Annotated in this window: 14 protein-coding genes; 12 read left to right on the top strand and 2 right to left on the bottom strand. The window is 40.8% G+C overall.

From position 1 onward, the window contains the following. Positions 1-152: 152 nt before the first annotated feature. The 12 genes from leuS (at position 153) to L2096_RS12850 (ending at position 16,497) form a co-directional block, all read left to right on the top strand. On the top strand, positions 153-2,774 hold the full coding sequence (leuS, locus tag L2096_RS12905) for a leucine--tRNA ligase (RefSeq protein WP_250365590.1): 2,622 nt from the start codon (positions 153-155) through the stop codon (positions 2,772-2,774). A 27-nt stretch (positions 2,775-2,801) separates the two neighbouring features. Beyond that, on the top strand, positions 2,802-3,317 hold the full coding sequence (locus L2096_RS12900) for an LPS-assembly lipoprotein LptE (RefSeq protein WP_004940589.1): 516 nt from the start codon (positions 2,802-2,804) through the stop codon (positions 3,315-3,317). A gap of 15 nt (positions 3,318-3,332) precedes the next feature. Next, complete coding sequence (holA, locus tag L2096_RS12895; RefSeq protein ID WP_119025999.1) at positions 3,333-4,328, top strand: DNA polymerase III subunit delta; 996 nt, start codon at positions 3,333-3,335, stop codon at positions 4,326-4,328. Between the two features lie 100 nt (positions 4,329-4,428). Then, a complete protein-coding gene (locus L2096_RS12890) occupies positions 4,429-5,775 on the top strand; it encodes a MacA family efflux pump subunit (protein WP_250365589.1) in 1,347 nt (448 codons plus the stop codon). Between the two features lie 2 nt (positions 5,776-5,777). Continuing rightward, positions 5,778-7,775: a MacB family efflux pump subunit gene (locus L2096_RS12885; RefSeq protein WP_250365588.1), complete on the top strand. Its 1,998-nt coding sequence runs from the start codon at positions 5,778-5,780 to the stop codon at positions 7,773-7,775. A 44-nt stretch (positions 7,776-7,819) separates the two neighbouring features. Continuing rightward, positions 7,820-9,181 (top strand): efflux transporter outer membrane subunit, encoded by a 1,362-nt coding sequence (locus L2096_RS12880; RefSeq protein WP_370685439.1) that lies wholly within the window; start codon positions 7,820-7,822, stop codon positions 9,179-9,181. 412 nt (positions 9,182-9,593) lie between these two features. Further along, positions 9,594-10,592: a formylglycine-generating enzyme family protein gene (locus tag L2096_RS12875; RefSeq protein ID WP_025095852.1), complete on the top strand. Its 999-nt coding sequence runs from the start codon at positions 9,594-9,596 to the stop codon at positions 10,590-10,592. Between the two features lie 119 nt (positions 10,593-10,711). Continuing rightward, positions 10,712-11,698: a formylglycine-generating enzyme family protein gene (locus L2096_RS12870; RefSeq protein WP_025095851.1), complete on the top strand. Its 987-nt coding sequence runs from the start codon at positions 10,712-10,714 to the stop codon at positions 11,696-11,698. Between the two features lie 141 nt (positions 11,699-11,839). Then, positions 11,840-12,808 (top strand): formylglycine-generating enzyme family protein, encoded by a 969-nt coding sequence (locus L2096_RS12865; protein ID WP_025095850.1) that lies wholly within the window; start codon positions 11,840-11,842, stop codon positions 12,806-12,808. 510 nt (positions 12,809-13,318) lie between these two features. Then, positions 13,319-13,666 (top strand): hypothetical protein, encoded by a 348-nt coding sequence (locus L2096_RS12860; protein ID WP_228205124.1) that lies wholly within the window; start codon positions 13,319-13,321, stop codon positions 13,664-13,666. Positions 13,667-14,385: 719 nt separating this feature from the next. Further along, the gene (locus tag L2096_RS12855) at positions 14,386-15,384 is read left to right on the top strand and encodes a formylglycine-generating enzyme family protein (protein ID WP_250365587.1); all 999 of its coding nucleotides are present in this window, start codon (positions 14,386-14,388) and stop codon (positions 15,382-15,384) included. Positions 15,385-15,507: 123 nt separating this feature from the next. Beyond that, a complete protein-coding gene (locus L2096_RS12850; protein WP_250365586.1) occupies positions 15,508-16,497 on the top strand; it encodes a formylglycine-generating enzyme family protein in 990 nt (329 codons plus the stop codon). A 23-nt stretch (positions 16,498-16,520) separates the two neighbouring features. On the opposite strand, the gene L2096_RS12845 is transcribed toward L2096_RS12850, so the two are convergent. After that, positions 16,521-19,457 carry a hypothetical protein gene (locus tag L2096_RS12845; RefSeq protein WP_250365585.1) on the bottom strand — a complete coding sequence of 979 codons (2,937 nt, stop codon included), beginning with the start codon at positions 19,455-19,457 and terminating at the stop codon, positions 16,521-16,523. Positions 19,458-19,471: 14 nt separating this feature from the next. Beyond that, on the bottom strand, positions 19,472-21,275 hold a 1,804-nt coding region (locus tag L2096_RS12840), incomplete at its 5' end, for a DUF2345 domain-containing protein (protein ID WP_250365584.1).

The raw sequence follows: 21,275 nt of genomic DNA, 5'->3' as shown, positions 1-21,275 counted from the left end.
AACGAGGCCTGTTCAATTATTTTCAGATCGCTTTGCAAGTTTTTACGCATCTGCCTGAAAATACCTGCCCACATGATTCACTTCTTTATGGGTTTTGCGCTATGCTGTGCAGCAATATTTTTTAACTTCATTTTGTTGTTGCCAATACATTTATGACTACCGCACACATTGACGCCGAATATCAAGCCAATGCGATCGAATCTCAGGTTCAAAACGACTGGGAAAACCGCAAAGCATTTAAAGTCGCAGACACTGTTGAAGGAAAACATCGTTATATCCTGTCGATGTTTCCATATCCAAGTGGCAAACTGCATATGGGTCACGTGCGTAACTACACCATTGGCGACGTGATCAGCCGTTTTTATCGCCTTAAAGGTGAAACGGTACTGCAACCTATGGGCTGGGATGCGTTTGGTCTTCCTGCCGAAAATGCTGCTATTGCACATCAAGTCGCACCGGCAAAATGGACGTTTGAAAATATTGCCTACATGCGCGACCAACTGAAAAAACTCGGTTTATCGATTGACTGGGACCGCGAATTTGCCACCTGTACACCAGAATACTATCACTGGGAACAGTGGCTCTTTGTGCAGTTGTATAAAAAAGGCCTGATTTATCGCAAGCTCTCTACCGTCAACTGGGATCCGGTAGATCAAACCGTTTTGGCCAATGAGCAGGTTGAAAATGGTCGTGGTTGGCGCTCGGGCGCTTTGGTTGAAAAGCGCGATATTCCGATGTATTACTTCCGCATCACCGATTATGCGCAAGAACTGTTAGATGATTTAGATACGCTCAAAGATGGCTGGCCGCAACAGGTCTTGACCATGCAGCGTAACTGGATTGGTCGCTCAACGGGCATGGACATCACGTTCCCATCGGCTAACCCAGAAATTTATGCCGATGCTTTAACAGTTTATACCACACGTGCCGATACGCTGATGGGTGTGACCTATGTAGCGGTTGCCGCAGAGCATCCAATGGCGCTTAAAGCAGCCGAGAATAACCCTGAATTGGCGGCATTTATTGAAGAATGCCGTATGGGCTCGGTTGCCGAAGCCGATTTGGCCACCGCTGAAAAGAAAGGCATGTCGACTGGTTTATCGGTTAAGCATCCGGTCACAGGTGAAGCCCTTCCTGTTTGGATTGCCAACTATGTGCTGATGTCGTATGGCTCTGGTGCTGTGATGGCTGTGCCTGCTCACGACGAGCGTGATTTCGAGTTTGCCAATAAGTTCAATCTACCGATCAAGCAAGTGATTGATGCCAAAGGCGCAGATGATGCTGAGTATTCGGTAAACACGTGGCAAGAATGGTACGGCTCTAAAGATGGAATTCTGGTCAACTCTGGTGAATTTGATGGATTGCAATTCCAAGCAGCATTTGATGCATTCCTTGCAAAATTAGAACCACAAGGTTTAGCAAATTCGAAAGTTCAGTTCCGTTTACGTGACTGGGGTGTATCACGCCAGCGCTACTGGGGCTGTCCAATTCCAATGATCAACTGCGATAGCTGTGGTCAGGTTCCGGTTCCAGAAGAGCAGTTACCTGTGGTATTACCGACGGACGTTGTTCCAGACGGATCGGGTAATCCACTCAATAAAATGCCTGAGTTTTACGAAACGACTTGCCCATCGTGTGGTGGTCATGCGCGCCGTGAAACCGATACTCTCGATACTTTTGTTGAGTCATCTTGGTATTATGCACGCTATGCCTCTCCTGACTTTACCGGCGGAATGGTCAAACCAGAAGCAGCGCAAAGCTGGTTACCGGTCAATCAATACATTGGTGGCGTAGAACACGCGATTTTGCATTTGTTATATGCGCGCTTCTTCCACAAACTCATGCGTGATGAAGGCGTGGTTCAAGGCGATGAGCCGTTTACCAATCTACTGACTCAAGGCATGGTGCTGGCCGATACATTCTACCGCGAAAGCGAAAGTGGCAAAAAAACCTGGTTCAACCCTGCCGATATCTTGCTTGAACGCGATGAAAAAGGCCGTATTGTCTCTGCCAAATACAGTGGCGACGGACAAGAAGTGGTGATTGGCGGACAAGAAAAAATGTCTAAGTCCAAAAATAATGGCATTGATCCACAAGCGATTATTGATCAATACGGCGCAGATACTGCACGCGTGTTTATGATGTTTGCTGCCCCACCTGATCAATCACTCGAATGGTCAGATGCAGGCGTAGAAGGTTCTAACCGTTTCTTAAAGCGTGTTTGGCGCCTTGCGACTGGATTCTTGGAAAAAGGCTATGCGCAGGCAGCAATTGCTGGCGAGCTATCTAAAGATGCACAAGACTTGCGCCGTAAAACGCATGAAACCATTCAAAAAGTGGGCGATGATATTGAGCGCCGTCATGCATTTAATACCGCCATTGCAGCCTTGATGGAATTACTCAATGCCACCAGCAAATTTGAAGTTCAAACTGCTGACGATGCTGCTGTTGCGCGTGAAGCCATTGAAACCTTGCTGACCTTGCTGGCACCATTTGCACCGCACTTGAGTCAGACCTTACTGGCAGAATTCGGCATCGACTTGATTTCAGCACAATTCCCAACGGTGGATGAGTCTGCATTGACACGAAATACACAAACCATCGTTGTACAAGTCAATGGTAAACTTCGTGGTAAGTTGGAAGTGTCGGTCGAAATTTCTAAAGATGAGCTGTTGGCACAAGCCAAAGCGTTACCGGAAATTCAGCAATTTTTAACAGGTCCAACCAAAAAAGAAATTGTGGTGCCAAACAAACTGGTTAACCTAGTGGTTTAATTCTAACAAGCGTCAAGAGGAACAAGCATGCACTTAGTTCAACGTTTAGCAGCAGTTGTTTTAACTTTAGGTCTAAGTGCAGGCTTGGTCGGCTGTGGATTTCATTTGAAAGGAATGAATCCATCTGCCAGTCCGATGGCTTACACTAAAATTCAGTTGGCTTTACCAGCCAATACTGAGGAGCTAGAAAAGCAGTTGAGTGTTTATCTCACTGCGTCTGGCGCACAAATCAGTCAGGCCAATGATGCCTATGTGCTTCGTGTACTCGATTACACCCCGCGCAGACAGCTTCTGAACGGTAAACTCACTGAGGTGCTGCTGCGTTTGACTGTGACTTTCCAAATTGAAGATCGTCAAGGTCATGCGCTGACAGAACCAAGAACCATTACCGCAACACGTAACTATCAATACGATGTGGCAACGGTCAACACCGACAACCAGCAAGAGATTTATCTGAACCATATCATTGTCGATGATGTGGCACAGCAAATTGCTCGTCAGATTTCAAATAATCGTTTACCTCAGGTCACTGCTCAGCCTTAAGGCTGTGTCATTCGTATGAAACTGGATTACTTACAAGCACTTAAGCGAGTCGATGAGGCCCGCGGTGCTTGGATTGTTCACGGTCAGGAGCCTTTGCTCGAGCAAAATCTACTTGATGCCTTTCGTAAGAGCTGGCAGGCGCAAGAGATCGAGCGGCAGCGTTATGACATTGGTAGCGTAAGTGACTGGAAAAACGTGTTTAATGGTTTAAATAGCCTATCGCTTTTTTCGCAGCAACTGGCAATAGAAGTGCATGGCAACATCAAGCCCGATGCCAACGGTATCAAGCAACTCAAAAGTTACTTGCAGCACAATGAGCATAATCTGCTGCTGGTGGTATTGCCTAAACAGGATGCCTCAAGTCTAAAGTCATCTTTTTTTCAAACAGTTGAAGCCAATGGCGTAATTGCGCATTTGAGCGCACAGTATCCACAAGATCGTCAGCGCATTCTGGCAAAAGAAGCAGAAAAAATTGGGATACAACTGGATCAGGATGCTTGGACATGGCTGATGCAACACCACGAGCATAATCTGCTTGCGGCTAAAAACAGTCTCATGCGCGTAAGCGATACCTTCCCTGACCATCAACTGATTCAAATTGAACAGTTGTATGCCTGCCTGCAAGATCAATCACGTTATACCACCTACGATTTAAGTGATGCCATGTTACGTGGCAATCTGGCGCAATCAGTCAAAATCTTTCAATATCTGATTGGTGCGGGAGAACCCCATAGTCTGATTTTGTGGACATTAAGCAAAGAAATGCGTTTGCTGATGCAGCTCTTTGAGCAACCGCAAAATGCATTACAACTGGGAATCTGGAAAACCAAAGTGTCAGATTATCAGCAGGCACTGCGTCGCTTAAATCCGCAGTGTTTTTTAAACTGGCCTGCCTTATTGTTACGTATCGACAGTGCCATTAAAGGCATGTCGGATGAAAACCCCGAGCACTTGATTTTACAGGCGCTGGCCGAATTATGTGGTACTTCGCTGTTTGCCCAACCAGCCTGATGAATGTATTTGATTGAACTAAATTAATAAAAATATTCACGTTTTATTCTCATTTCACTTCTATACTAGCGCCAGTCCTTCTTACTTTGCCTGTATCGCTATGCCTAAAATAAAACCATCTAGACTTGTGATTATTGCTATTGGTGTTGTGCTGATTGCCCTTTTGGCTTGGTTCTTTTTAAAACCTAAGCAACAGCAACCGCAGTACATCACCGAAACAGCAAACTACGGTAATCTTGAAAATACGGTACTGGCAACCGGTACACTGGATGCCACCAAACTGATTAGTGTCGGTGCACAGGTATCTGGTCAGGTGAAGAAGATGTACGTTCAGTTGGGCGATGAAGTGAAACAAGGGCAACTGATTGCGCAAATCGATTCGACCACGCAGGAAAATAGTTTAAAAACCGCAGATGCTAATATTCGTAATTTAGAAGCTCAGCGTTTACAACAAGAAGCCAATCTGAATGAGGCACAGTTGGCGTATCGTCGTCAGCAGCAAATGTTTGCACAAGATGCCACGTCTAAAGCCGAACTTGAATCTGCCGAAGCCAGCTACAAAACGGCTCAAGCTCAGATTAAAGCGATTAATGCGCAGATTGAATCGGCTAAAGTGACGCGTTCGACGGCACAAACCAATATCGGATATACCCGCATTGTGGCGCCGACCGATGGAACGGTAGTGGCCATTGTGACGGAAGAAGGTCAGACGGTAAACGCCAACCAGTCGGCTCCAACGATTGTGAAAATTGCAAAATTACAGAACATGACGATTAAAGCCCAAGTCAGCGAAGCCGATATCATGAAAGTGGAAAAAGGCCAGCAGGTGTATTTCACAACTTTAGGCGATGATAAAAAGCGCTATGCAACACTACGTCAGATTGAACCGGCACCAGACTCAATTTCTAGTGAATCCACTTCATCTAGTAACTCATCTAGTTCAAGCAGTAGCACCGCAATTTATTATAACGCCCTGTTTGATGTACCCAATGAAGATGGCAAATTACGTATTGATATGACAGCTCAGGTCTATATTGTTTTAGATTCGGTCAATCATGCCTTACTGGTCCCGTCTTCTGCCTTATCGACACGTTCAGCAAATGGTCAGGGTCAATCGAATCGTAATAAAAATGCTGCTGCATCTTCGGCGACAGCCAGCCATAAAAAAGACAAAACTGATGCACCTAAACTCGAACGCCTGAACTTAACCGCAGAGCAAAAGCAGGCAGTCGACGCAGGAAAAGCCACGCTTAGTGTGGTGCGTGTATTAAATGCAGATGGCACGGTGCAGCCAAAACAAGTATTGATTGGTATTAACAACCGAGTCAGTGCACAGGTCTTGGCAGGGCTTAAAGCAGGTGATCAGGTGGTGATTGCTGACAGTGCAGATACCTCAGCTGCTAACGCCAATAGTGGTAATCGTCGTCGTGGACCAATGGGATTCTAAGCATGACCAAACAAGCTTTGCTTGAAGTCAGCAATCTGGTACGAGAGTTCCCTGCTGGCGATAGCACCATACAAATTTTAAAAAATATTGATCTGACGATTTACGAAGGCGAACTGGTGGCAATTGTCGGCCAGTCCGGTTCGGGTAAATCGACCCTCATGAATATTTTGGGCTGTTTGGATCGACCGACCAGCGGCAGCTATAAAGTGAGTGGGCAAGAAACCGGAAAACTTGAACCCGATGATCTGGCCAAGCTCCGCCGTGAATATTTCGGATTTATCTTTCAGCGTTATCATTTGCTCGGAGATTTATCTGCAGAAGGCAATGTGGAAGTTCCAGCAGTTTATGCAGGTGTTAATCCAGCCGAACGTAAACAGCGTGCAACAGCACTGTTAACCGAGTTGGGACTGGGCAGTAAAACCCAAAATCGGCCAAGTCAACTGTCGGGTGGTCAACAACAACGTGTCTCGATTGCCCGTGCGCTGATGAACGGCGGCGATGTAATTTTAGCCGATGAACCTACCGGTGCTCTCGATTCGCATAGCGGTGTCGAGGTGATGCGGATTTTGCGTGAACTCAATGCGGCAGGTCATACCGTGATTATTGTAACGCACGATATGCAAGTGGCCAAAAATGCCACCCGAATTATTGAGATCAGTGATGGCGAGATTATTGCTGACCGCGCCAATACTCCTGAGTCCGCCGCTACACAAAAAGCTGAACCAGATCCTGATGCTGCACCCGCCCTTGCGCACAAGCAGAGTAAAAGTCAAAGTGTGTCATCTTGGCGATCATTTTTAGATCGCTTGTCTGAAGCATTTCAGATGGCGCTGATTTCGATGAATGCACACCGCATGCGCACCTTTCTGACCATGCTCGGGATTATTATCGGTATTGCATCTGTGGTCACTGTGGTCGCGCTCGGAAACGGCTCACAGAAGCAGATTCTAGAAAATATCAGCAGTTTGGGTACCAATACCATTACGGTCTTTCAAGGTCGTGGCTTTGGTGATAATTCCAAAACCGCCAACTTTAAAACACTGCTTCCAACAGATGCCGATGCCTTGGCAACTCAACCTTATGTTACAGCAGTCTCGCCGATGGTGAGTAGCTCCAAAACTATTCGTTATCAAGAGAATGAAGCCACCGCCACCATCAATGGTGTAGGAAATGACTTTTTTGGCGTGCGTGGCTTAACCTTTAAAGATGGGCAAAGTTTTGATGCAGTCAGCGTGCGGGATCGCTCGCAAGATGTGGTAATTGATACCAATACCCAAAAGCAGTTTTTTGCAGATGGAACCAACCCGATTGGGCAAGTGATTTTACTGGGTAGCGTACCGGCTCGAATTATCGGCATTATCGAGCCGCAAAGCAGCGCAATGGGTTCAGATGATAGCCTGAACGTCTATATGCCCTACACCACTGTGATGAGCCGTATGCTGGGTCAGTCGAATGTGCGTAGCATTATCGTTCGTATTAATGATCAGTATTCCACCAGTGCTGCTGAAAATGCCATTGTGAACTTGCTTACCTTGCGACACGGTCAGCAAGATATTTTCACCATGAACAGTGACAGTATCCGTCAGACCATTGAAAAAACCACCAGCACCATGACGCTTTTGGTGTCTGCCATTGCAGTCATTTCACTGGTTGTTGGGGGAATTGGGGTTATGAATATCATGCTGGTTTCTGTGACGGAACGAACTCAAGAAATTGGGGTACGCATGGCGGTTGGTGCGCGTCAAAGCGATATTTTGCAGCAATTTTTAATTGAAGCCATTCTGGTGTGTTTAATCGGTGGTGTGCTTGGCGTATTACTATCCTTAGGATTAGGACAGCTTATCAACAAAGTTGCCGCCGGGAATTTTGCAGTGGCGTATTCAACCACCTCGATTGTTGCGGCTTTTGTTTGCTCAACCCTGATTGGTGTGGTCTTTGGTTTCTTACCCGCCAGAAATGCTGCTCAGCTCGATCCTGTTGCGGCCTTGTCTAGAGAATAAGAGGAGCTCTCATGCCATCATCTAAACTTACTACGCTGTGTGCCATGCTCGTTGCCTCCTCGACGTTGGTCGGTTGTGCTGCAATGGTGAAAACACCCTATCATGCACCCGCTGTACAAACACCTTCGAGCTTTCAATACGACAAGACCCAAGTCGCATCAAATTATGCCAATTATGCCGACCGCTGGTGGACATTATTTGGCGATACACAGCTCAATCAACTGGTCGATCAGGTGATTGCCAAAAATACTGATTTGGCTGTGGCAGGTATTACACTTCGGCAGGCTCGATTAAAAGCTGGCTTGGCTGCAGATCAGCAAGGCCCACGCGTTAATTCAAGTGTTTCGAGTAGTCAGAATATTGACGTAAACTCGGGTGATAGAAGTTCAAATGGCCTCTCGCTCAATGCCGGGGTAAGTTATGAGCTGGATTTATTTGGTAAATTGGCGCGTCAGACCGAAGCAGCCAAATGGGAAGCATTGGCCACAGCGCAAGATTTACAGGCGACTGCACAAACCCTGATTGGCACCACTACGAAGCTCTACTGGCAACTGGCTTACTTAAATGAAAGCTTAAGTACCGCACAACAAAGCTTGGCCACCTCTGAAAAACTATATAGCTTGGTGAATACCCAATACCAAGCAGGTGCTGTTTCCGGGCTGGATTTAACACAAGCCGAACAATCGGTCCAAAGTCAAAAAGCCAACTTAAGCCAGATCCAGCAAAGCTTGGTAGAAACCCGCACAGCGTTGGCTGTACTGTTACACATTCCTGTACAGCAGTTAAATATCCAAGAACCACAGCGCTTGCCTCAGGTCAATTTACCGCAAATTCAAGCGGGATTGCCTGCCAGCATTTTGTCACGACGTCCGGATTTACGTGCAGCTGAGTTGAGATTACGCGAAACCTTGGCAACTAAAGATGCTACCACGGCCAGTTATTATCCATCGATCAGTCTAACGGGAAGTTTAGGTTCAAGCAGCACATCACTCACAGAGCTGATTAAAAACCCAGTGTTGGCGCTTGGTGCGAATTTGAGTTTGCCTTTTTTACAATATAATGACATGAAGAAGAATATTGCCATTAGTCAACTCGATTATGAAAAAGCCATTATTCAGTATCGTCAGACCTTGTATCAGGCTTTTGCCGATGTTGAAAATGCACTTTCTGCCCGTACCGAGTTGAATCAGCAAGTTCAATTTCAGCAACGAAATCTCGAACTGGCAGAGAAAGCAGAACGCCTGACCGATGTGCGTTATCGTAATGGCGCGATTGCGCTTAAAAATGTATTAGATCAGCAGCAAACAACGCGAACTGCGCGCTTAAGTTTGGTCAATACCAAACAAAGCCAATACAATGCCTATGTCACGCTCATGCAGGCACTAGGTGGCTCTCCAATTCAATAATAGATCCATAAAAAAGCCACTACGGTGGCTTACTTTTCTTGATCAAAATAATTTTCTGGATAAGGATCTTTTCCTTTGAGATTTTTTCGATATTTCATAACACTCATCAGAACACGATCATCAGTTAAAAATTATTATAAAAATTCTGCTTTTTAGGAGTACCAGAACCTGGTCTTTCAGATATTTTTTCTGATAATGATAAAAAATCCTATGTGAATTGTGATAATCGAAGTGAATTTTAAGAACATATATTTCAACTATTTTAGCTACACGCTAAATATAAGTTTAATATAAAAATAGTTAAAATCTTTTAAACTATTTATGGCAATACTTCAAACTCTGATTAGCTAATACAAAGTTTCTTTTCAAGAATTCATATCTCACTTAAAATTTATACAATATGTGTAACATTATGACTTATAAAAAGATGATGAAACAAAATCTTATAATTTTTTTATTTTCAACTCTTGCTTTAAGTGCCTGTGCAAAATCGACAGAAACCTCCACTAAAGCAGCTCAGCCTTCAGCCGAATTACAGCAAAAAATTCAAAAACTCGTTGAGAAAACCAAAAAAAATATGATTTTTGTTGAGGGCGGAAGCTTTATGATGGGTGATTTTGGTCATGTCACACGTAAAGATAAATTACCCATCACTGGCCTTTATGCAGCCATGCCTTTACATAAAGTCACTCTCGATAGTTTTAGTTTAAATGCGTATAAAACCACCTTTGATGACTTTGATATTTATACTGAGGCGACTGGGCAGAAAAAAATTGCAATGGAAGAAATTTCCAAAAAGTTACGCGTTCCGAATGCACCCGCAGGTGTGAGCTGGCAACAAGCACACGATTACTGTCAATGGCTAGGCCAACAAGTGGGGATACCAATGGCACTGCCGACCGAAGCGCAATGGGAATATGCTGCCAGAAACCGTGGACAATATGTCATCTATCCAACGGATAATGGTGAATATGAACCAGGACAAAATGTATGGAGTGATGAACAACGTGATCAAGTAAGTAAGTCTTATGATTTAGATGGCGTTCCGATTCCAATTTTAGGAAAATTCAATCCTACGCCACTCGGCTTTTATGATTTAGCAACTGATAGCTATGAATGGATGTCGGATTGGTTTGATCCTCAGTATTATAAGCATTCACCAGAGAAAAACCCTCAAGGCCCAGCGACAGGGACACTCAAATCGGTTCGAAGCACTTATCAGGAGGCTGGTGTTTTAGATCTAAAAATTGGCGGTAGTGTAACAACAATTTATAGATATGGCATGGAACCTAATCCTAAATTTGATAAGGATGACAATGCTTTCAATACTATTAACCCAAATAGTGCAACCGCTGTAAGATGCGCCTCTGACTCACCTAAACCGTTTGTCTTAAATAAAAAAGTTAAATGACATGTTATAAGCGATTAAATTTGTTCATTGATAAATACAGCTAACTCTAATCACTAAACACAAAGTTTCTTTTAAAGAATTCATATCTCACTTAAAATTTATGCAATATGTGTAACGTTATGACTTATAAAAAGATGATGAAACAAAATCTTGTAATTTTTTTATTTTCAACTCTTGCCTTAAGTGCTTGTGCAAAATCGACAGAAACATCCACCAAAGCAGCTCAGCCTTCAGCCGAATTACAGCAAAAAATTCAAAAGCTCGTTGAGAAAACCAAAAAGAATATGATTTTTGTTGAGGGTGGAAGCTTTATGATGGGCGATTTTGGCCATGTCACACGTAAAGATAAATTACCCATCACTGGCCTTTATGCAGCCATGCCTCTACATAAAGTTACGCTAGATAGTTTTAGTTTAAATGCGTATAAAACTACATTTGATGACTTTGATATTTATACTGAGGCGACTGGACAGCCAAAAATCAGTACTCAAAAAGTATCAAAATTTTTCCGTCAAGAAAATTCTCCGGCAGGTGTGAGTTGGCAACAAGCACACGATTATTGCCAATGGTTAGGCCAACAAGTTGGAATACCAATGACACTGCCGACCGAAGCACAATGGGAATATGCTGCCAGAAATCGTGGACAATATGTCATCTATCCAACGGATAATGGTGAGTATGAACCGGGAAGAAATGTATGGAGTGATGAACAACGACAAAAAGTTAAAAAAACTGTTGGTGTGGATATGCCTATTCCTATTTTAGGAAGATTCCCACCTACTCCTTTAGGCTTTTATGATATGGCAACCGATGGGAATGAATGGGTGTCGGATTGGTTTGACCCTCAGTATTATAAGCATTCACCAGAGAAAAACCCTCAAGGTCCAGCGACAGGAACACTCAAATCGGTTCGAAGCACATACCAAGTAGGCGCAGCAAAGAGCTTACAAATTGGAGGTAGTGTAACGACAATTTATCGTAGTGGTGAAAATCCTGAACCCAAAGTTGATGAATCAGATAAAGATTATCTCAACCCAAATGACATGACAGCAGTCAGATGCGCATCGAACTCACCAAAACCGTTTATCTCAAATAAAGAAAGTTAAATGACATGTTATAAGCGATTAAATTTATTCATTGATAAATACAGCTAACTCTAATCACTTAACATAAAGTTTCTTTTCAAGAATTCATATCTTACTTAAAATATTATGTAATATGTATAAAGTTATGACTTATAAAAAAAGATGATGAAACAGAATCTTGTAATTCTTTTAATTTCAAGCCTTTCGCTTAGTGCATGTGCCAAATCAGATACTACTCAACAAACTTCTACACCAGTGACCGAACAAGACCTTTCTTCTGAACAAAAAAAGCAATTACAACAATTGCTTGAGAAAACCAAAAAAAATCTGATCTTTGTGAAAGGCGGAAGTTTTAAGATGGGTGACTTTGGCCCAGAACATAGTATTGATAAACTCCCATACGACAGTAATGGAGATAGTAAACCTCTGCATAAAGTCACTTTGGATGATTTTTATTTAAGTGCCACCAAAGCCACCTATGCCGATTTCGATGTTTATACCGATGTGACAGGACAACAAAAAGTAGGTAGATTCGATGAATACTCAATTAAAGAAAGGGTTCCTGAAGCTGCAGCGGGAATTAACTGGCAACAAGCACGTAATTATTGCCAATGGCTTGGTACGCAACTTAATTTAAAGATGGATTTACCGACAGAAGCACAATGGGAATATGCAGCCCGTAATCGAGGACAATATATTCTATATCCGACAGATAATGGAAAAATTGATAACGGTCGTAATGTCTGGAGTTTTGAACAAAGGAAAACATCAAATAAGAAATTTAAATCTTTGAGAGATGTCCCAGTTTTAAAACAATACCCACCAACTCCTCTGGGCTTATACGATATGATTACGGATAATTATGAGTGGATGCTGGACTGGTATGATCCCGAATACTACAGTAAATCGCCAGAGAAAAATCCTCAAGGTCCAAACACGGGAACTTTAAAAGTAGTACGAAGTTCTGCACCAGCAGATGGACAACCATTGCAAACATTTACTGGTAAAACAATGAGAAGAAATGCAATGCACCCTGTAGCAGATCCAGAACTTATAGAACACTATTCTAAATCCAAGTATTCTTTTGATTATAATAGAAAAAATTCTGTGCGCTGTGTAGCTAATAATTAATTATTAACCGTTTATCAGGTTATACCTGATAAACGGTTGGATTTAATTCATCCTGCTCAAATGGTGCTAATATTTCTAAATTTTGCGCTATCAAAGATCGCTCCTCAAAACCAACTGGCATCCTCTTTTAATGTGAAAAAATTTCACTTAGGACTAATTATTTTAGGAATAGTGAAAGGTAAATTCTGTTTCTCCGATATATATCGAAATATATCAAAAGATTGACAACCACCCAGTATCGATAGATAGTTATGCATTCAATAAAATTTCGACTAAGAATTCAATTATATTTAGATCTGTTATACCTGCAATCTTACAACAATGGTTAAGTATTTTATGAGATTTTTTCTAACTTTATCATTTATTTTTGTTACTGCATTAATTATAACATCATCCTACTTCATTAAATCAAATTTTTTTATTTTTACACATAGCAATTGGATAAAAATAAATTATTTTGAGATATTAGACTATAAAGTTTATTGTTCAAGTTCTCCATGGAGAAGAGGAATGGATAGAAGTGCTCGAGGAAATTTAAAAATAAGATACAATTACAAAAATAATATTTATGAATTTAAAAAAAATGACTTTTTAGTTTTTTATAGATTAAATTTATTTGAAGACTGTAATGAATTAAAAAACAGAAATATATCTTTGTTTAAAGAAATTAATAAAAATAATGAAGTTTATGTTTTTATTTCACCCAAAACAAAAGAAGCAAAAGTTTTAATCCTTAAAAAAGATCTATCGTTTAGAAACTCATGGATGATAAATTTTATTTTTGAAATTCAACTAATAATTATTGTAATTATCGGCCTTACAATATACTTAACCTTGAGCTCCAAAAGAAAGCCTTAAAAATATTTTAATACTTTCTTTGCTGATTCATAGCCATTACTAGTAGTTTTTCAAGCCAAAATTTAGCTTCACTATAGTCAGAATAAAAATTAGCATACATGTAAGTTAAATTATTTTTAGCTCTTGAAAAATTATTATTTTATCCTTTATTAAAAATAATAACATACTCATTTTTCATTCTTCTCAACACCAATATCCTTAAAATACGTTACTACTAAATAATTTTGAACAATTTGATTATAAAATAGCATTTAATAGTTATATCAGAATAAGTTTGCCTTTTAGTTGTACATACTATTGAGCACTCAGATCAAATCAGATCTAGAGATTTTCTCTATAAAGAGTACTCTGTTATAAGAAGACTAATTTATTGTATGATAGATTTTAGGTGCGGGCTTATTTATTTCGAAATCATATTGCTCAATAAACTTTTAAGAATATGTTTATGTAATAAAGCTGAACTATGATGGAAGCTAATTCTCTTAAGTTTAGTGAAAAATGGCAGTTTTTATCTAAAAATGAACCCCAATTTTTCTACAGCTTTTCGTTGTGCTTCTGACGCGTCAAAGCCATTTACTCCAAATAAAGAAAGTTAAATGATATTTTATAAGCGATTAAATTTGTTCATTGATAAATACAGCTAACTCTAATCACTAAACACAAAGTTTCTTTTAAAGAATTCATATCTCACTTAAAATTTATGCAATATGTGTAACGTTATGACTTATAAAAAGATGATGAAACAAAATCTTGTAATTTTTCTATTTTCAACTCTTGCTTTAAGTGCCTGTGCAAAATCGACAGAAACCTCCACTAAAGCAGCTCAGCCTTCAGCCGAATTACAACAAAAAATTCAAAAGCTCGTTGAGAAAACCAAAAAAAATATGATTTTTGTTGAGGGCGGAAGCTTTATGATGGGTGATTTTGGCCACGTCACACGTAAAGATAAATTACCCATCACTGGCCTTTATGCAGCGATGCCTTTACATAAAGTCACTCTCGATAGTTTTAGTTTAAATGCGTATAAAACCACCTTTGATGACTTTGATATTTATACTGAGGCGACTGGGCAGAAAAAAATTGCAATGGAAGAAATTTCCAAAAAGTTACGCGTTCCGAATGCACCCGCAGGTGTGAGCTGGCAACAAGCACACGATTACTGTCAATGGCTAGGCCAACAAGTGGGGATACCAATGGCACTGCCGACCGAAGCGCAATGGGAATATGCTGCCAGAAACCGTGGACAATATGTCATCTATCCAACGGATAATGGTGAATATGAACCAGGACAAAATGTATGGAGTGATGAACAAAGACGTGAATTTAGTAAATCTATACCTAATCTTCATGGAGTAAAAGTTCCAAAACTTGGTCGGTTTCCTCCGACACCTTTAGGCTTTTATGACTTAGCAACTGATAGCTATGAATGGATGTCGGATTGGTTTGATCCCCAGTATTATAAACACTCACCAGAGAAAAACCCTCAAGGTCCAGCAACAGGAACACTCAAATCGGTTCGAAGTACATATCAAGTGGCAGGTGTTTTAGATCTAAAAATTGGCGGTAGTGTAACGACAATTTATAGAAGTGGTAAGGAAGCTAATCCTCAGTTTGATAAGGATGATAGTTTGTATCAAAAAGCGAACCCCAATTTTTCTACAGCAGTCAGATGCGCCTCTAACTCGCCTAAACCATTTATCTCAAATAAAGAAAGTTAAATGACATGTTATAAGCGATTAAATTTGTTCATTGATAAATACAGCTAACTCTAATCACTTAACATAAAGTTTCTTTTCAAGAATTCATATCTCAATTAAAATTTATGCAATATGTGTAACGTTATGACTTATAAAAAGATGATGAAACAAAATCTTGTAATTTTTTTATTTTCAACTCTTGCTTTAAGTGCCTGTGCAAAATCGACAGAAACCTCCACTAAAGCAGCTCAGCCTTCAGCCGAATTACAACAAAAAATTCAAAAACTCGTTGAGAAAACAAAAAAGAATATGATTTTTGTTGAGGGCGGAAGCTTTATGATGGGTGATTTTGGTCACGTCACACGTAAAGATAAATTACCCATCACTGGCCTTTATGCAGCGATGCCTCTACATAAAGTTACGCTAGATAGTTTTAGTTTAAATGCGTATAAAACCACCTTTGATGAGTTTGACATTTATACTGAAGCGACTGGGCAGAAAAAAATTGCAATGGAAGAAATTTCCAAAAAGTTACGCGTTCCGAATGCACCCGCAGGTGTGAGCTGGAAACAAGCACACGATTATTGCCAATGGCTAGGCCAACAAGTTGGAATACCTATGACCCTACCAACCGAAGCGCAATGGGAATATGCTGCCAGAAACCGTGGACAATATGTCATCTATCCAACGGATAATGGTGAATATGAACCAGGACAAAATGTATGGAGTGATGAACAACGTGATCAAGTAAGTAAGTCTTATGATTTAGATGGCGTTCCGATTCCAATTTTAGGAAAATTCAATCCTACGCCACTCGGCTTTTATGATTTAGCAACTGATAGCTATGAATGGATGTCGGATTGGTTTGATCCTCAGTATTATAAGCATTCACCAGAAAAAAACCCTCAAGGCCCAGCAACAGGGACACTCAAATCGGTTCGAAGCACATATCAAGTGGGCGCTGCAAAAAGCTTGCAAATTGGAGGTAGCGTAACGACAATTTATAGAAGTGGCAAGGATACCAATCCTCAGTTTGATAAGGACGATAATTTATATCAAATTGTTAATCCTAATTTTTCTACAGCTGTTCGTTGTGCCTCTAACGCGTCAAAACCATTTGCCCAAACTAAATAGTCATTACATAGACATGGTTGGAATTAAGCCATCCATGTCTGATCCTGTGTGATTTCGTATTTATCTGAATCGATTTGATCGATCGGTGTAGGTGCTTGCGCCAAAAATATATCAGATTGTATCAACCCTTGAGCAAGCTGTAATTTTTTAAACTCTTGGCTATCAAAATTAGCAATCATATAGTCTTTAGGATAGGCCAATATGCGCTCTCCGCGCATTTTAATATATTCATCAATATATTTATTACCTGAATGATAATCTTTCGGAAAATTATGATCTTGATTAATCAAAATTTTGATTTTTTTCAGATCAGCTAGAGGCAGCACTCCACCTTTACGTCCTAAATTTAGAAAATCTAATAACTCACTTTCATTTTCTGAAATACTTTGAGTTGATATTTCACCATCAGGATGCATATGTTGAAGCGTATTGGCCCAGTGACTCACAACTGTCACGCTTTTAAATAAATTCAACACAGCTTCTTTATGTTCAGGAAAATCATATTCCTTATCTGTGCCCAATATCCACCAGCCTTCAGATTCAGATGGATCATTTATTCGAGTAAGTAATCCATGCCGCGTAATGTGATATAGAAAACACCCTCTACTCTCAGGAGTTAAATATTTTAACCATTGACCTTTAGTATTGATTTTACGACATATAGCAATACGCTGCTCTGCTATATTCATTTTTGATTTGAACTTTTGAAATTCAAAATTTATCAACTCAATTTTGTTAATAAAGTTATTATTCTTTTCAAATGGCAAAAGCATACTAATTTTATGTAATAAAATAAAGTCTTTATGCAACATATAAACTAGTTTTTTAAAAGATACATAGGTCAGTTGATAAGCAACAAATTTGATTAGTTGATCTATCTTATTTAAATCAACTGTAAACTCCAATGCTCCTTTTCCACCCACACCATAACAAGCTGCTATACTCGCTTTAAATCTAAAAGCACCATTATCGTAATACAAACTAAAATCTGCACTTCCACCTACACCTGCACTCAAACCTAGAGTAGGAGAAATTTTTGCCAAGTCAGAAAAGTCTTTTGGCTTTTCAGGATCTAGCCACTGTAATCCACCAAAAGGAGTGATATTTGCTTGCATTCCTGCAAAAGCATTAATTCCTGCATTAAACTTATTATCCTCATTAACTTGATCATCCATACCACCTTTTTTAATATCTAATATGGCTCGCTTAGATGAATTTAGACTATTGGCCAAAGTTGCCTTAGGATCACGTCTTATACTGCTAAGCATCTGCTTACCAGAATTATTATCAATTGTGACAGCAAAAGCTGATGATGCTGCGAACACTGCTCCAGAAAAACCATAAATTTCTGCACCACAAATAAAACGAATTGCACCTAAAGGAACATTGTCAATTTGCATCACCCAACCTTGTAAACTAGGATAAGCCCATAGCCATTTTTTCTTTCCTTCAAGAAGTACCATTTTTGCCTGTGCATAAGCTGAGCCACTCGCTTGAAGCCCTTTCGCTCCCCATTTCAAGGTGCCATCATAGCCTGTACTTGCAATCAATCTTAACCATTGTGCTTGAACATCCACTGTTGAAGAATCGCTTGTTTTGTAACTCTCAACTAACTCTGTTGCTGTAATTCCAAAAATTTTAGGGTCTGGAACAAGCGTAATCGATTTTTCACCTTTGGTTTTATAAACTTCTGCATGAATACCCTCAACCGTTTTTGTAAAGTTTTCTTTAAACTTTTCACGATCAATCGTCATTAATGTATTGTCTTTATGCCCTGTTTTAGCTGTTTGGGTAGAAGCATTCCAAGGAACCTCATAATTCAGACGATATTCAAATTTGTTTAATCTATTATTTTTGTTTTTTATATGTTGACTTTCATTGGTGTATTTACGCATCGCGTTCATTTTTTGTCGACCATCAGAGGTGGTAAACATCTCAAATGCAATTACTTCACGAATATCAGCCTGATTTTTAAATTTCTGATTTAGAGTTTTTATTGCCTCATCTTGAGCGATCCCTAGATTTTTTTCAGCCTCTCGGATTTGTTCAGGTGTTTTTGCTTCAAGTGCCATTAATGTGTTTACTTTCTCACGCCGCTCATGCAACGTCTTCATAGCATTCGTTAAGCTACCCGAGACATCTAAAAAATCTTTAAAATCTTGAGGGCTTAATACGTAAATTTCTTTGGTAACAGGATCTACAATGATTGGAATATTTTGCTTACCAGCCAATAAAGTTGTATTTTTAATATCTGGCATAGTCACTGCTGGTGCAGTTTTGACATACTGAATCTTTAAAACTTCCTGATGTGAAAAAAAAGGCGTGATTAAATCGGTACTAACTTTAACACTACCTAAATCACCATTGTAAAATCTAAACTTTACTGCTTCATTTGAGTAATACAATTGTGTTAAACCAGCTTTTTCAGTCTTTAAACCCTTTAATTCTTTATTATTTTCTTTAATAATATTACCACTAGCATCTAACACATCATAATTTAAACGTGTTTTAAAAGTACGTTTCAAGTGATCTCTCAGGTCAACTATGATATATGGTCTTAATCTTAATGTTGTAACTTTAATCTTTTTTTCTGGAACTAAGATATTTGCGTTCTTTTGATTTTTATTCTTAAAAATCTCATCTAAATTGATTTTTTTATTCTGTAAATCATTAATACTATCCAACACATTATTATTGATCAAAATATCTGAAGCTTTATGATTAAATAGTTCTGGAAAAATATAACCACCTTTTCCATTATTATGCTTTGGATTGAAAATTTTTACTTGTATAGAAGTTAAACCCTTAACTTCAAATACAGCTGTTTCTCCAACTGACGATGTACTACCTTTAGATAAAATTTTACCTTGAGCTGTAATAACATATGCAGTATTGGCCAATGGTTTACTTCCATTTTCACCAAGTAATAATTTTAATTTGTATTGTGCTTTATTCGTCATAGAACTGCCTAAACTTAGTTGAGTTGACTAATGTGATATCCATCATGATCTTCATCATCAATTAAGATATTTACTTTTTGAGGTCCAGAAGTTTTGACGCTCTCAGTTTCCCCCAACCCATTCGTTTTCCCTTTTTTTACACTTCCATCCGCAAGATACATTACATAATGCTTATCTTTTAAAGGTTTACCTTGCGTATCAGTCACTCGATAAGTTAAATAACAAGGCGAATCATTAAAACTCATTTCAGGAACAGTAACTTTCTCCCCACCCTCAAATATATGCTGTCCCGCCTTCACCTCAAATTTTCCACCAGTAGTTGAAAAAACACCCGAATCATTTAGTTTAAGCTGCGAACCATTTACGGTTAAATTTATTTCTTTCGGGCTGGTGATATACACCGCCTCCTCCGTGGAAATAATCTGAATATCCTTCCGTGCAATCAGATCCGCACCATCTCCTTGTGCCTGTAACTCGATCTTACCCTTTCCAGCATACAGGCGTGCTCCTTGCTGTGCTGCAAATAAACTGATCTTGTCACTGGCGTGTGCAATCAGACTTTTTTGCGTGCTGAAGTTCAGGCTTTCTCCTGCATGCTGGCTCAGTTGCCCGTCTGCACTCAGGTGGATATCTTGATTACTGCTCATGGCGATGCTGCTAGGTGCACTTAAGATCATCAGTGCTTGCTTAAATGCCGCTGCCTTGTTCTGGTCTTGTTGTTCGATTTGTTCCAAGAACTGTTTGAGGTTGTCTAATACTTCAAGCGGGTCAGTCTGCTGATTCTTGGCCACTTCACTTAAGGCTTTGGCATTGTTCAGGCTGCTTTCAAGCTGCTGGCTGGCCTCTTTCGCATCTAGGTGCTGGCCCTGTGCCTGCTCTTGTTTGTGGGTGCTGAGGTGTAGCCCTTCACCTGCCCGTACGGCTCCCCACTGGTCGGTACGTAGTTCGAAACCTTCGCCTCGGCCTCCGCTTTCCAGTTGTTCTTTGGGATGGCTCAGATTACCCAGATTAAGCTGGGTCGCGCCATGGCTGCTGTGGAGCTGGCTGCTGATCTGTCCTGTGGTGTCATCAAAGCGGAGCTGGTTGTAGCCACTGCCCTGAATTTCTTCGGAGCGGATGCCACTCAGGTGTCGGGTATGCGGTAACTGTCCTTTGATGTCGAATTTGGTCGGACTTCGCTGCGCTTCGTGGATGCGTCCAAGCACAAAGGGCCGGTCGATATCGCCATCAAAGTAGTCGATCACCACAATCTCGCCGATACGGGGTAAAAAGCGGGCGCCATAGCCTTCGCCTGCCCATGGGGTCAGTACATCGACCCATGCCGAGTCGGTGTCGTTGTCGTTGCTGCCTGCGCCACCATCATGGCTGTGGTCTTCACTTCGGGTAAACAGGAACCGGACTTTGATGCGTCCCCATTCGTCCACATGTACCTGTTCGCCTTCTGGCCCTACCACTTTGGCGCGTTGCGGATGTGCCGGTGGGCGGTGTTGCTGCGGGTGGTACTCGGGTACGATTTTGATGTTGCGGCGAACCAAGGTCAGTTCGCTGTGGTGGCGTTGTTCGGGTACGCTGTAGTTGAGCTGTTGTTGTAGTTCTTTGGGCAGGTTGTTTTGATTGCTGTAGTGTTTGCCCACAATGATCATCTGGCGGTCGTCTGCGCTGTGCTGGGTCAGTTCGGGATGGCCTTCGAGCTGAAACCAGTAGCCAACCTGTGCATCGCGTACGCTTCCACGGGCGCTGAATTGTTTGCTCTGTAGATGGTGATAGGCATTGATCTGCTGGTTGAGCTGTTCCAACTGGGGATTACCAGATGCGGTG

It is taken from the genome of Acinetobacter sp. ACZLY 512, from assembly GCF_023614015.1.
GTDB lineage: Bacteria > Pseudomonadota > Gammaproteobacteria > Pseudomonadales > Moraxellaceae > Acinetobacter > Acinetobacter soli.
The sequence above is the reverse complement of the archived record's forward strand: the minus strand, read 5'-3'. Positions and strand labels throughout refer to the sequence as shown.